We start from the raw sequence: 13,275 nt of genomic DNA, 5'->3' as shown, positions 1-13,275 counted from the left end.
AATACGAGGAGAACACGATGAGCGAACAACAAGCCGCAGGTTTCAAGCCCAAGAAGTCCGTTGCCCTCTCCGGCGTGACTGCCGGCAACACCGCCCTGTGCACCGTCGGCAAGACCGGCAATGACCTGCACTATCGCGGTTACGACATTCTCGACGTGGCCGATAGCTGCGAGTTCGAGGAAATCGCCCACCTGCTGGTGCACGGCAAGCTGCCGACGGCTGCCGAACTGCGCGCCTACAAGGCCAAGTTGAAGGCCCTGCGCGGCCTGCCGGCCAACGTCAAGGCAGCGCTGGAATGGTTGCCGGCCGCCTCGCATCCGATGGACGTGATGCGTACCGGCGTCTCCGCGCTGGGCTGCGTGCTGCCGGAGAAGGATGACCACAACACCCCCGGTGCGCGCGACATCGCCGATCGCCTGATGGCTTCGCTGGGTTCGATGCTGCTGTACTGGTACCACTACAGCCACAACGGCAACCGTATCGAGGTCGAGACCGACGACGATTCCATCGGTGCCCATTTCCTGCACCTGCTGCATGGCGAAAAGCCCTCGGCGGCCTGGGAGAAGGCCATGCACACCTCGCTGATCCTGTATGCGGAACACGAATTCAATGCCTCCACCTTCACCGGTCGCGTCATCGCCGGCACCGGTTCGGACATGTATTCGGCCATCACCGGCGCCATCGGCGCCCTGCGCGGCCCCAAGCATGGCGGCGCCAATGAAGTGGCCTTCGAGATCCAGAAGCGCTATGACAATCCGGACGAGGCCGAGGCCGACATCCGCCGTCGCGTCGAGAACAAGGAAGTGGTGATCGGTTTCGGTCACCCGGTCTATACCATCTCCGACCCGCGCAACAAGGTCATCAAGGAAGTGGCACGCAAGCTCTCCAAGGAAGCCGGTTCGACCAAGATGTTCGACATCGCCGAGCGTCTGGAGACGGTCATGTGGGACATCAAGAAGATGTTCCCCAACCTGGACTGGTTCTCGGCCGTGTCCTACCACATGATGGGCGTGCCCACCGCGATGTTTACGCCGCTCTTCGTCATTGCCCGTACCTCGGGCTGGGCGGCGCACATCATCGAGCAGCGCATCGACAACAAGATCATCCGCCCCTCGGCCAACTACGTGGGACCGGAAGATCTGAAGTTCGTGCCGATCAGCAAGCGCAAGTAAGGCTGGCAGGTACAGCGGCGCAAGGAGCAAGGAGCAAGGAGCAAGGAGCAAGGAGCAAGGAGCAAGAGAGGGAGAGGGAGCAGCAAGAAGAAGGGAGCGGCGGCCGGCGTGTGCCGGTCGCCCCATTCCCCGGCGAAGGAGACGGGGTGGGCCGACCCGGGCGATCAGGCCGATTTGTAACAAGCGTTACATATGGTCGAGTCAGTCGCAATATCTTGTTAAGATGCGGGCGGATCTTTTCCGCCTCTGCGTCCACCTCTGACTCTCCATGGATCATCCGATGATTGCTGCCATCGTTTCCCGCCGTCCTCGCGCCTTGCCCCTGACATCCCTCTGCCTGGCCGCCACCGTTGCCGTTGCACTGTCGGCCTGTTCTTCCACGCCGGTGCCCGTCACCGAGACCAAGCCACTGCTGCCGCAATTGCTGCAATCGCCGGCGGCCACGCAGCCGACTTGGGCGACCCAGCTCAAGACCGGTGCCTTCAGTTGCGAGATGGGCAACAAGGTGGAAATCCGCATGGATGGCCGCGTCACCGATGGGGTCACGCTGGTGTGGAAGGGCAGCAGCTACATGATGAACCCGGTCAGTACCTCGACCGGTGCAGTGCGTCTGGAGAACAAGGGCGAAGGCCTGGTGTGGATCCAGATCCCGTCGAAGTCCATGCTGCTCAATTCCAAGATCGGGCAGCAACTGGCCAACGACTGCCGCACGCGCTGAAGCCTTGGCGCTGCGCCGTCGTGATGGCCTGACGCCGGCGCTTTCTTTCCACCTCACGTTTGCTCCTCCCTTGTCATCTTGACGGCTTCATGCCGTCGACAACGCTCCCGCTTTTTTCGTTGTTGCACTTGATCTGTATCAGCCGTGATCGCGCGTCGATGCTGCCGATTCAGCCGCTCGTAAGATTCAGGTGCAAGACTGGTTTCACCGTCGCATGAGGGCCACGCATGGCAGAGATGCCGCTGTACATGCCTCAGAGCCACGCGACCATCACCCTGCGGGCCACGCCGCGCAAGGTCTGCAGCGGTTGTCCAATTCGAGAGACATGAGGAGACGTCATGCAGTACGAGGATTTTTATCGCCGTTCCATCGATCAGCCCGAGACCTTCTGGGCGGAAGAAGCGCAGCGCATCCATTGGGACAAGCCCTTCACCAGTACCCTGGATTATTCCCGGGCCCCCTTTGCGCGCTGGTTCATCGGCGGCACCACCAATCTCTGCTACAACGCGGTGGACCGCCACCTTGGCGAGCGACCCAAGCAGGCCGCACTGATCGCCATTTCCACGGAAACCAACACCGAGCGCGTCTACGATTTCGCCGAACTGCATCGCGAAGTCCAGGCCATGGCCGCCACCATGCTGGCCTTGGGGGTGCAGCGCGGCGACCGGGTGCTGATCTACATGCCGATGATCGCCGAGGCGGTCTTTGCCATGCTGGCCTGTGCGCGCATTGGTGCGGTGCATTCGGTGGTCTTCGGCGGCTTTGCCTCCAACAGCCTGGCCTCGCGCATCGATGATGCACAGCCGAGCCTGATCGTCTCGGCCGATGCCGGTTCACGCGGTGGCAAGGTCATTGCCTACAAGGGCTTGCTGGACGAGGCGATCCACCTGGCGCAGCACAAGCCGCAGAAGGTCCTGCTGGTCGATCGCGGCCTGGCCGACATGGCGCGCACGGCAGGGCGCGACCTTGACTATGCGCCCCTGCGCCAGCAGCATCTGGATCAGCCGGTGCCGGTGGCCTGGCTGGAATCGAACGAGTGCAGTTATGTCCTCTATACCTCCGGCACGACCGGCAAGCCCAAGGGCGTGCAGCGCGACGTGGGCGGTTATGCGGTGGCGCTGGCGTCCTCCATGCAGCACATCTTCTGCGGCAAGCCCGGGGAAACCTACTTCTGCACGTCTGACATCGGCTGGGTGGTCGGCCATTCCTACATCGTTTATGGCCCACTGATTGCGGGCATGGCCACCGTGCTCTACGAGGGTTTGCCGATTCGTCCCGATGCCGGTATCTGGTGGAGCATCGTCGAGAAGTACAAAGTCACCCGCATGTTCTCCGCGCCGACGGCCATCCGCGTACTCAAGAAGCAGCCGCCGGAATGTATGGAGCGCTACGATACCTCTTCGCTCAAGGCGCTCTACCTGGCCGGCGAGCCCCTGGATGAAACGACGTCGCGCTGGATTTCGGGCGCCCTGAAGGTGCCGGTCATCGACAACTACTGGCAGACCGAATCGGGCTGGCCCATCATCTCGATCGCCAAGGGTATCAGCGACAAGCCCACGCGCCTGGGTAGTCCGGGCGTAGCGATGCCGGGTTATCGCCTGGCCATCCTCGACGAAGCCACCGGCGCGCCATGCGCCGCCGGAGAAAAGGGCGTGGTCGCCATCGAGGGACCGTTGCCGCCGGGCTGCATGCAGACGGTCTATGGCGACGATGAGCGCTTCGTCAACACCTACTGGCGCAGCCTGCCGCGCGAGGTGTATTCCACCTTCGACTGGGGCATCAAGGACGAGGACGGTTACTACTTCATCCTGGGCCGTACCGATGACGTCATCAACGTCGCCGGACACCGGCTGGGCACGCGTGAAATCGAGGAGAGCATCTCCAGCCATCCCAATGTCTCCGAAGTGGCCGTAGTCGGCGTGGAAGACAAGCTCAAGGGCCAGGTAGCGATTGCTTTCGTCATCCCCAAGCAGGCCGATGCGATGGCCACACCGGAACGGCGCCGCGCGCTCGAAGGCGAGATCATGGGCGTGGTCGACAAGCAGATCGGCGCGGTGGGCCGGCCGGCGCGGGTGTTCTTCGTCAGCGGCTTGCCCAAGACGCGTTCGGGCAAGCTGTTGCGTCGGGCCATCCAGTCCATCTGCGAAGGGCGCGACCCGGGCGATCTGCCCACCATTGAAGATCCGGCCGCACTGGAGCAGGTTCGCGCAGTGATCAGGGACTGAGGCGGGCGGCGGTCATCCACGGGGCGGTGCGCTTGCAGCGGAGCAGGGGCGCCGCGCCCGGCATAATTTGGTTACACTGAGGGCTTCCGATTTTCCTCGATCCCTTCCTGTCCATGTCTTCCTCCATCCGCCCGGCCACCGCCGCCGATGCTCCCGCCCTCTGCGACATCTACAACCACTACGTACAGACCACTGTCATCAGCTTCGAGACCGAAGCACTCAGCGCCGAGGCCATGGCCGCGCGCATCGCCGATGTGCAGGCCGATTTCCCCTGGCTGGTGTTTGAAGAACAGGGCCAGGTACTGGGCTACGCCTATGCCAACAAGTGGAAGCCCCGTGCGGCTTACCGGCATTCGGTGGAAAGCTCGGTCTACCTGCGTCACGATGCGGGCGGCAAGGGCATCGGCAAGCAGCTCTATCGCGCGCTGATTGCCCAGCTCAAGCCGCTGGGCGTACACCTGGTCATCGGCGGCATTGCCCAGCCCAATCCGGCCAGCGTGGCCCTGCATGAGAGTGTGGGTTTCGTGAAATGCGGTGTCTTCACGGAAGTGGGCTACAAGATGGGCCGCTGGATCGACGTCGGATACTGGCAACTCAAGCTGCAAGAGGCGCAAGGATGAGATCGACCCGCGCCGCCAGCGCCATCGAGCGCCTGAACAGCCGCACCGAATCACGCGAGTATTCGATGCTGCGCACCTCCGATGAACGCTTCATCCTGACCCGCCGCCTGCCCGGCCAGCCGCTGGAGAAGCTCAACGAGGCCATGGAGCTGGATGACTTCGTCACCTTCGTCAACGCCCAGGGGCCACAGAAGGCCAGGCGCGTGAGCAAGCTGGATGTGCAGTTCGAGAAGAACATGCGCAACAAGAAAGAACAAACGCCACCCGAGGGCGGCGCTCAGTAAGGTTTTGCGTAAATGATATAAATCATTTGAATCATTTAAATAATTTAAATCATTTGTGAGCAGCCTGCGCCAACATCAGTCCGCCAGCGTGGCAATCACGGGCGCGTGATCCGAAGGCTGTTCCCACTTGCGCGGCACCTTGTCGATGACGCAGGCGGTGCAGCGTGGCACCAGTTCTTCGGACAGCAGGATATGGTCGATGCGCAGGCCGCGATTGAGGCGGAAGCCCATCTGGCGGTAATCCCACCAGCTGTACATTTTTTCCGGTTGTTCGAAGAGGCGGTAGGCATCCGTCAGGCCCAGGGCCTGCAGCTTGCGGAAGGCGTCGCGCTCGGGTTCGGACACCAGCACCTGGCCTTGCCAGGCCACCGGGTCGTGCACGTCGCGGTCCTCAGGGGCGATGTTGTAGTCGCCCAGCAGGGCCAGGCGCGGGTTCTTCGCCTTTTCTTGTGCCAGCCATTCGTGCAGGGCGGCCAGCCAGTTCAGCTTGTAGGGATACTTCTCGGACTCCAACGACTGCCCGTTGGGAATGTAGGCGCAGACGTAGCGCACGCCCTCGATGGTAGCGGCGATGATGCGTTGCTGTTCGTCGGGGAAGAGCGGATTGTTCCTGACCACATCGGTCATTGGATGGCGCGACAGGATGGCCACGCCGTTGTAGGTCTTCTGACCCGAGAATTCGACCAGGTATCCGGCGGCCGCGATCTCGGCGGCGGGGAACTTGTCGTCGGTGAGTTTGGTTTCCTGCAGGCAGAGCACGTCGACCGGGTTTTCTTCCAGCCATTTCAGCACTTGCGGCAGGCGGACCTTGAGGGAGTTGACGTTCCAGGTGGCGATTTTCATGGGGACAATGCAGTGGTGAATCGGAGACCGGCCCGCGCGCATCACAGCCGATGCGTCATGAGCAACGGGCGCCATCTTACCGCATTCGTCGCGCTCCCCGGCCAATGACGGTGACCGCGATCATTCCTGCTCCCGAAACAGAAGGGGAATCCCCTTGCGGAGATTCCCCCCTTTGCGTTGCCGTCGTTGGCCCGTTCTCCGGGCCAGACTCTCAGATGGCTGCCATTACGCCGGCATCATCCGGGCCGTCACCTGGGCAGCCTTGTCACCCTTGTCGCCGGCCTTGCGGCGGCGATAGGCGGCAAAGCCGATCAGCCCCAGGCCGCCGATCATCATGGCCGTGGTCGAGGCTTCCGGTACCGGTGCCACGCTGATGTTGCCGGCAAAGCTGCCACCCGCCGATCCCAGGATGGTACCGGCCACCGACAGGGTGTAGAGACCCGCCGACAGACCGTTGGTGCGCAGGTTGAAGGTCTGGGTATCGCCATCCAGCAGCGAGGTGCCGGTGTAGGTCTGGCCGTTGCCGCTCAGGGTGAAGCTGTCGATGCCCAGACGCGACAGGCCGTCCAGTGCAATCGAGACCACCGCCGACGACACCGCCGCGCTTGCGCCACTGACGTCGAAGGTGAAGTTCTCCAGGAAGGTCTGGCCGGTGGTCCCTTCGCCATAGCGGGCGTTGAAGGTCGACGTGGCGTCGGTCCACACCAGGGTGCGCGTGCGCTCGATATCCGCGGCGCTAGCCGAGGATGCCATGGCGACGAAGGCGGACGCGACAAGGAAACTGCTCAACAGTTTTTTCATTACACACCTCTTTCGAATGCGATTGATGGGTAGGGTTGCGATTGGTATCTGATTGCGAAAGCACTGCAAGGGGAACTACGCTCCGACAGGTTTTGTTATTGATGTTGGCAGGGTCGGAACTGCGTCTCGATTTGTGATTTTTGTTCAAGGAGACGGAGCGAGAATAATGGAAAAATACTAACGACAGCAACAAAATATTACGCTTTTCATGTAACTTCTGTTGTGGTGTAGGAATCCGTGAAGTCGCGCTGGTAAAGGATTTCCGACTGCATATGGCTTGGCGTGAGGAAATTTGTTTGAATGCGGAAACTAAGTTTTTTCGGCAACTCTCGTTTGTTCTCATGCCCTGAAAAACAGGACAAATTTTGCGTCAGAAAAAGTGACGCATGAAAACATTCCGGAATTGTTTACGCATTGAAAGCGCGGCTGCAGGCTTGAGCTCTACCGTAAAAAAGTTCATAAGCAAAGCGAGCTCTTCAGCAGGCGGCACAAGCAGACGGAGAATGCAGACAGAGGAGGGAAGCGGGACAGCGCGGCATGGCCGCTACCCGAAGCCGGCCGTGCGGCCGGTCTCGGGCGGGCAGGGGAGGCGGATTACTTGAAGCGGTAGCTGACGGCCACGATGGCGGTGTCATCCGTGTGGCGGCGGACCAGCGGACTGTCTGCCACGGAATGGTCCAGCCACTTGCGGCGCAGGTGCACATTGAGGTGCCAGGCGCCCGTGAGGGGAATATCGGCAGCCAGGCCCAGGGTGGGGCTGGTGGAGGCGCCGGCGCTGTATTGGCGCAGACCGCTGGCGGCCGATTCGCTGGCGGAGACGCCGACGAAGTAATCGTTGTAGCTGCCGCTGCGGTATTCCACGCCGAGCTGCGGATAGAGGCTCACCGGACCCAGGTCGATCTGGGCCGCATAGATGGCCTCGGCCAGGGTGCCGTGCGACTTGTTGAAGTCGCGGAAGACGTTGAGGAAGAAGCCGCCGAAGGGCGTTTCCTGATAGGTGCCGATACCGAGCGGGATCGGGTCAGAGCGGCGCCGCAGGCCGCGTTGGGCATCAAAGCCGTCCAGGCTCACTCGCCCGGCCAGTTCCAGGTAGCCATAGCCCATGCGCATGGTCTTGACGCCGAAGGTGTCCAGACGCGCAAAAGCACGGCCATAGTCGGCGTAGGCATAGGGCAGCACCTGGTTGCGGCGATGCGCATCGGGACCGTTGCGATCGACGCGGTAGACGCCCACACCCAGGTCACCGGTGAGTCGGTCCTGCAGTTGCAGGGGATCGCTGGTATCGGTTGCGGGCGCGGCTTGCTGGGCCAGGGCGGGGAGCGCGCAGCAGGCCAGCGTGAGAGTGGCGAAAATTGTTTTCATGATGAGCAGGGGAGTGGAGCCAAGCGGCATTGTAGCGGGCTGGCGGTCCGATGCGGCGTGGTGCACGAAAATGGCCTGCCGTGAAGGCAGGCCATGACGGTCCGGAACAGCCGCTGCGGACCTCCAGTTCCAGCGCTGCGGCAGCGGATGCTGCGTCAGGACTGCTGCAGGGGCGGATAGTCGGTGTAACCTTCCGCACCACCGCCATAGAGGGTGGCCTGGTTGAACTCGGCCAGCGGCGCTCCGGCCTTGAAGCGTTCGACCAGATCCGGGTTGGCGATCCACGGACGACCGAAGGCCACCAGGTCGGCAACATTGCGTGCGCGCGCCTGGACTGCCATCTCCAGGTCATAGCCGTTGTTGGCGATGTAGATGCCCTTGAAGAGATCGCGCAGCACCTGCAGATCAAAGCCGCCCTCCACCTCGCGCGGTCCGCCGGTGGCGCCTTCCACCACGTGCAGGTAGACCAGCCTGTAGCGGTTGAGCTGCTCCACCACGTAGCTGAAGAGCGCCTTGGGATCGCTGTCGGCGATGTCATTGGCCGGGCTGATGGGGGACAGGCGGATGCCCACGCGTTCGCTCGGCACCACCGACGTCACCGCTTCGACCACTTCCAGCAGCAGACGGGCACGGTTCTCAATGCTGCCACCATAGGCGTCGGTGCGCTGGTTGCTCTTGTCGCGCAGGAACTGGTCCAGCAGATAGCCGTTGGCGGCGTGGATTTCCACGCCATCGAAGCCGGCCTGCATCGACAGTTGCGCGGCGGTCTTGTATTGCGCGACGATGCCGGGCAGCTCCGCGGCCTCCAGCGCGCGTGGTTCGACGAAGGGCTTGAAACCGCTTTCGGTGAAGGCATTGCCTTGCGGCCTGATGGCCGAGGGAGCGACCGGCAGCGCATGGCCGGGCTGCAGGTCGGGGTGCGAGATGCGACCCACGTGCCACAGCTGCAGGAAGATGCGCCCGCCTTTTGCGTGGACGGCGTCGGTGACCTTCTTCCAGCCGGCCACCTGCGCCTGGTCGTAGATGCCCGGTGTCCAGGCGTAGCCCTTGCCTTGCGGCGAGATCTGGGTAGCCTCGGCGATGATCAGGCCGGCACCGGCACGCTGGGCATAGTACTGGGCGGCCAGGTCGCTGGGCACGTCGCCTGCCTTGGCACGGCTGCGGGTGAGCGGAGCCATGACGATGCGATTGTGCAGTTGCACTGCGCCCAGCTGCATGGGCTTGAAGAGGTCACTCTGAAAATGGGTGGCGTTGGTCATGCTGATCCTTTCTTGTTGGCATTGCTTGGGATGAACTGCGTCGACCTCACTACCGACCGCAGTTGCGTGGCAGTGTTCCGGGGAAGGATCAACAGTCTAGACGGGAACCGGCGCCTTTGCAGAAGGTCGCCGCTGTGATGTCGGTGCACCGCGATCAGGGGGCGATCCGGTCCAGCCACGGCCCCAGCTGCCTGAGTGCATCCTGGCGGGCCGCCCGGTTGGCCTGGACCGACTGATGCGCCCGGCCGGGATCGTCGAAGTCGTGCGTGGCCCCGGCATAGAGCTTGACCACGGGTGCGGGAGCCTGGCGGATGGGGATGGTCTGGCGCAGTACGCGCTGGCAAGTCTGCGGCGAGACCTCGTCGTCGGCGCTGCCCAGCAGCACCTGCACGGGCTTGTCGAATTCAGGGTGGGACGACAGCAGGGCCTGCTTGCCGCAGCCCGGATAGAACACCAGCGCGGCGGCGAAAGTGGGCGCATCGTCGGCCGGTCGTGCAGCCTGGCGCTGCATCACGTTCAGGGCCGTGCTGCCGCCATTGGACCAGCCTTGCAACATGATGCGGCGGACATCGACCTCGCTGCGCGTGGCCAGCCATTGCAGCGCGCCTTCGGCATCCAGCGGGCGCACGGTGAGTTCGTTGACGGCGTCCCGTTCTGGCAAGCCATGGGTGTAGCGGCCAAAGCCATGGGCCACGCCGCGCGGGCCGAAACTGTCTACCAGCAGGACCACGTAGCCACGCGCGACCCAGTAGGCAGTCCAGGCCCGATGGCGCGCCGTGAGCGCATCGGCATCGCAGGGCGAGGGGATGGCCGGACCGACCTGGGTGCAGGCGGCGTTGACGCGCGAGGAGTACAGCCCGGCGCGTCCGTGCAGCAGTACGATGGCCGGATGCGGGCCGGCGCCGAAGGGATCGTAGAGATAGCCGGTGAGGGTGGTTTTTCCGTCAGATGAAGGAAAACGCACGGTCTGGGCAGGCGGCATCGGCGTGTCTTGTGCCACGGACGTTTCCGGCAGGATCAGTCCAAGGCTGCCCGACAGCAGTAAAAAGATGAAAAAAAACCACCGCAACACAAAGTGCTGCGGTGGTCTTGCCGTGGTGAACCCGGGCGAGGTCTGCGGCAGGAAGACGGTCATGGCGAAACCGGTATCGTCTTCCATGCCGCAAGGGCCATCAGCCGCGTGCCGACCTGGCGTGCGCCTGGTCGAGCAGCCAGGTGGTCAAGAGCGGCACCGGGCGGCCGGTGGCCCCCTTGGCCGCGCCGCTCTTCCAGGCGGTGCCGGCGATGTCCAGGTGGGCCCAGGTGTACTTGCGGGTGAAGCGCTCCAGGAAGCACGCCGCCGTCACGCTGCCGCCGGGCTGGCCGCCGATGTTGGCGATGTCGGCGAAGTTGGACTTCAACTGCTCCTGGTAGGGATCCTGAATCGGCATGCGCCAGGCGGTATCGCCGCTTTCCTTGCCGGCGGCCAGCAGGGCGTTGGCCAGCTGGTCGTGGCTGTCATCCTCGCGGGTGAACAGGCCCGTGTTGTGATGGCCCAGGGCCACCACGCAGGCACCGGTCAGGGTGGCGATGTCGACCACGGCGGCCGGCTTGAAGCGCTCCACGTAGGTCAGCGCGTCACACAGGATCAGGCGGCCTTCGGCGTCGGTGTTGAGCACTTCGATGGTCTGGCCGGACATCGAGGTGACGATGTCGCCCGGCTTGGTGGCACGGCCCGAGGGCATGTTTTCGCAGGTCGGGATGACGCCGATGACGTTCAACTTGAGGCCCAGTTCGGCGATGGTACGGAAGGTGCCCAGCACCGAGGCGGCGCCGCACATGTCGTACTTCATCTCGTCCATGTTCAGGCCCGGCTTGAGCGAGATGCCGCCGGTGTCGAAGGTGATGCCCTTGCCCACCAGCACCACCGGTGCATCCTTGGCCTTGCCGCCCATGTGCTTCAAGACGATGAACTTGGGCGGCTGGTCGCTGCCATTGGTGACCGACAGGAAGCTGCCCATCTTGAGCGCTTCGAGCTGCTTGCGCTCCAGCACTTCCACGCCCAGCTTGAATTGCTTGGCCAGCTTCCTGGCGGTAGTGGCCAGGTAGGTCGGGGTGCAGACGTTGCCGGGCAGGTTGCCCAGTTCCTTGGTCAGCGCCATGCCGTTGGCCAGCGCCACGGCCTCGGCCAGGGCGGTCTTGGCGGCTGCGCCTTGCTCGGCGGCCACCAGCAGGGTGATCTTCTTCACACCGGTGGGAGCGGGGTCCTTCTTGCTCTTCATCGTGTCGGAACGATAGGCGGCGTCATGGCCGGCCAGCACCACGGTGCGGATGGCCCAGTCCAGACCGCGACCCTTGATGCCATCCAGGGGCAGGGCCAGGGCGGCGTTGTCGCAGCCCAGGGTGGCCAGGGTGCGCACCAGGGCGCTGCTGGCGGCGGCGAAGTTCTTGTCGCCGGTCTCTTCTTCGTTGCCCAGGCCCAGCAGCACGATGCGTTCGGCGGCAATGCCGGTCACGCCGCGCAGCAGCAGGGTCGAGCCGGGCTTGCCGGAAATGTCACCCGACTTCAGCGCGGCGCTGATGGCGCCCAGCTTGTCCAGGGCGCTGGCGGCCTTGGTCAGCTTGCGATTTTCATAGATGCCAACGACCAGCGCGCCGGTCTTGACGCCTGTCAAGGCGTTTTTTGCGTCCAATGTTTTTGTGCTAAAGTCCATCGTTCGTCCTTTATATGAATTACCTGGCGATTATAGAGCCCATTTCGACGCTACGCGCGCATGCGTTCAGCCAGGTAAGCCAGCTTCGGACACGATGCCGGGCGCCGGACATCCGCGCAGGCCATCCGTTAATGACCCCGACACCAGAAACCAAGCCAGCCTTCCCATGATTTTCCAACGCGCCCTACGACGCGAATTGACCAGCACCGCAGGTGGGGTCTTCACTACGCTGTTCACCATCACCCTGACCGTGATGCTGATCAAGATCCTCGGCCAGGCCGCAGGCGGCCAGGTTGCGTCGCAAGACGTGCTGGCCCTGATCGGCTTCCAGGCCTTGAACTACATGCCCATCATCCTCATCCTCACCGGTTTCATCTCGGTGCTGCTGGTGATGACGCGCAGCTACCAGGATTCGGAGATCGTGGTCTGGTTCGCCTGCGGCATGTCGCTCACGCGCTGGATCGCGCCGGTGCTGCGCTTTGGCTGGCCCATCGTGGCGCTGGTGGCCGCGCTCTCTTTCGTGGTTACGCCCTGGGCCAATGAGCAGAGCAGCGAATACCGCAGCCGTTTCGAGCAGCGCGAGGACATCGCCCGTGTCTCGCCGGGCAAGTTCCAGCAGTCAGCGGCGGCCAACCGGATCTTCTTCGTCGAAGGCATTTCCGGCGATGCCTCCAAGGTGCGCAACATCTTCGTCAATACCATCAACCCCGATGGCAAGAACAGCGTGGTGGTCGCCAAGGAAGGCGAAACCAAGGTGGACCCGGATGGCGAGAAGTTCGTGGTCATGCAGAAGGGGCGCCGCTATGACGGTTCGCCCAGCCTGCCGGATTTCCAGATCGTCGACTTCGAGCGCTATGGGCTGCTGATCGGCAATCAGTCGCAAACGGCGGCCGGTGAGCGCTCGGCGCGCGCGCTGCAGCTGGCCGAGCTGCTGGGCAAGCAGGACGGATATGCCCGTGGCGAGCTGCTCTGGCGCATGGCGCTGCCGCTGATGGCGCTCACGCTGATGCTGCTGGCCATTCCGCTGTCCTTCGTCAATCCGCGGGCCGGCCGTTCGCTGGGACTCTTGGTGGCCTTGCTGCTGTTCGTGGTCTACAGCAACACGGTCAGCGTGTTCCAGGCATCGGTGGCGCAGCAGCGCATGAGTTTCATGATGGCCTGGTGGCCGGTGCACGTGATCGTGGCGCTGCTGGTGGTGGGCATGTTCGCCCTGCGCCTGAACATCAATCATCCCGCCCACCCATCCCGGTTGTGGAGCCGAGTGCGGCGCGCCATGACGTTCCAGCGCGAGGCCTGAG

Annotated in this window: 12 protein-coding genes; 6 read left to right on the top strand and 6 right to left on the bottom strand. The window is 63.3% G+C overall.

Features of this window, described 5'->3' with window-relative positions; translation table 11 throughout:
• The first annotated feature begins 17 nt into the window (after positions 1 to 17).
• The 5 genes from prpC to GWL_RS11905 all read left to right on the top strand — a co-directional run bounded on the left by prpC (position 18) and on the right by GWL_RS11905 (position 5,019).
• Entirely contained in the window at positions 18 to 1,172 is a 1,155-nt protein-coding gene (prpC, locus tag GWL_RS11925) for a 2-methylcitrate synthase (protein ID WP_008330323.1), read from the top strand.
• Between the two features lie 280 nt (positions 1,173 to 1,452).
• On the top strand, positions 1,453 to 1,890 hold the full coding sequence (locus tag GWL_RS11920; RefSeq protein WP_008330314.1) for a hypothetical protein: 438 nt from the start codon (positions 1,453 to 1,455) through the stop codon (positions 1,888 to 1,890).
• 338 nt (positions 1,891 to 2,228) lie between these two features.
• On the top strand, positions 2,229 to 4,115 hold the full coding sequence (locus GWL_RS11915) for a propionate--CoA ligase (RefSeq protein WP_008330308.1): 1,887 nt from the start codon (positions 2,229 to 2,231) through the stop codon (positions 4,113 to 4,115).
• 113 nt (positions 4,116 to 4,228) lie between these two features.
• Entirely contained in the window at positions 4,229 to 4,735 is a 507-nt protein-coding gene (locus tag GWL_RS11910) for an arsinothricin resistance N-acetyltransferase ArsN1 family B (protein WP_008330306.1), read from the top strand.
• Positions 4,732 to 5,019, top strand: a complete 288-nt coding sequence (locus GWL_RS11905; RefSeq protein WP_008330304.1) for a hypothetical protein — start codon at positions 4,732 to 4,734, stop codon at positions 5,017 to 5,019. Before GWL_RS11910 ends, GWL_RS11905 begins: the two co-directional genes overlap by 4 nt.
• A 75-nt stretch (positions 5,020 to 5,094) precedes the next feature.
• Here the strand turns inward: GWL_RS11905 and xth are convergent, their stop codons facing one another.
• From xth to GWL_RS11875, 6 genes are all read right to left on the bottom strand, one after another.
• Entirely contained in the window at positions 5,095 to 5,862 is a 768-nt protein-coding gene (gene xth / locus GWL_RS11900) for an exodeoxyribonuclease III (protein WP_008330303.1), read from the bottom strand.
• A 225-nt stretch (positions 5,863 to 6,087) separates the two neighbouring features.
• Positions 6,088 to 6,663 carry an FxDxF family PEP-CTERM protein gene (locus GWL_RS11895; protein ID WP_008330302.1) on the bottom strand — a complete coding sequence of 192 codons (576 nt, stop codon included), beginning with the start codon at positions 6,661 to 6,663 and terminating at the stop codon, positions 6,088 to 6,090.
• 594 nt (positions 6,664 to 7,257) lie between these two features.
• Positions 7,258 to 8,025 (bottom strand): MipA/OmpV family protein, encoded by a 768-nt coding sequence (locus GWL_RS11890; protein ID WP_034350697.1) that lies wholly within the window; start codon positions 8,023 to 8,025, stop codon positions 7,258 to 7,260.
• Between the two features lie 155 nt (positions 8,026 to 8,180).
• On the bottom strand, positions 8,181 to 9,284 hold the full coding sequence (locus tag GWL_RS11885) for an alkene reductase (RefSeq protein ID WP_008330288.1): 1,104 nt from the start codon (positions 9,282 to 9,284) through the stop codon (positions 8,181 to 8,183).
• A gap of 154 nt (positions 9,285 to 9,438) precedes the next feature.
• Positions 9,439 to 10,443 carry a dienelactone hydrolase family protein gene (locus GWL_RS11880; RefSeq protein WP_008330287.1) on the bottom strand — a complete coding sequence of 335 codons (1,005 nt, stop codon included), beginning with the start codon at positions 10,441 to 10,443 and terminating at the stop codon, positions 9,439 to 9,441.
• A gap of 13 nt (positions 10,444 to 10,456) precedes the next feature.
• Complete coding sequence (locus GWL_RS11875; RefSeq protein WP_008330286.1) at positions 10,457 to 11,977, bottom strand: leucyl aminopeptidase; 1,521 nt, start codon at positions 11,975 to 11,977, stop codon at positions 10,457 to 10,459.
• A 166-nt stretch (positions 11,978 to 12,143) separates the two neighbouring features.
• Here GWL_RS11875 and lptF point away from each other — a divergent pair, with 166 nt between their 5' ends.
• A complete protein-coding gene (gene lptF, locus GWL_RS11870; protein WP_034350480.1) occupies positions 12,144 to 13,274 on the top strand; it encodes an LPS export ABC transporter permease LptF in 1,131 nt (376 codons plus the stop codon).
• Position 13,275: the final 1 nt, after the last annotated feature.

This window comes from Herbaspirillum sp. GW103 (assembly GCF_000261365.1).
Lineage (GTDB): Bacteria > Pseudomonadota > Gammaproteobacteria > Burkholderiales > Burkholderiaceae_D > Herbaspirillum.
The sequence above is the reverse complement of the archived record's forward strand: the minus strand, read 5'-3'. Positions and strand labels throughout refer to the sequence as shown.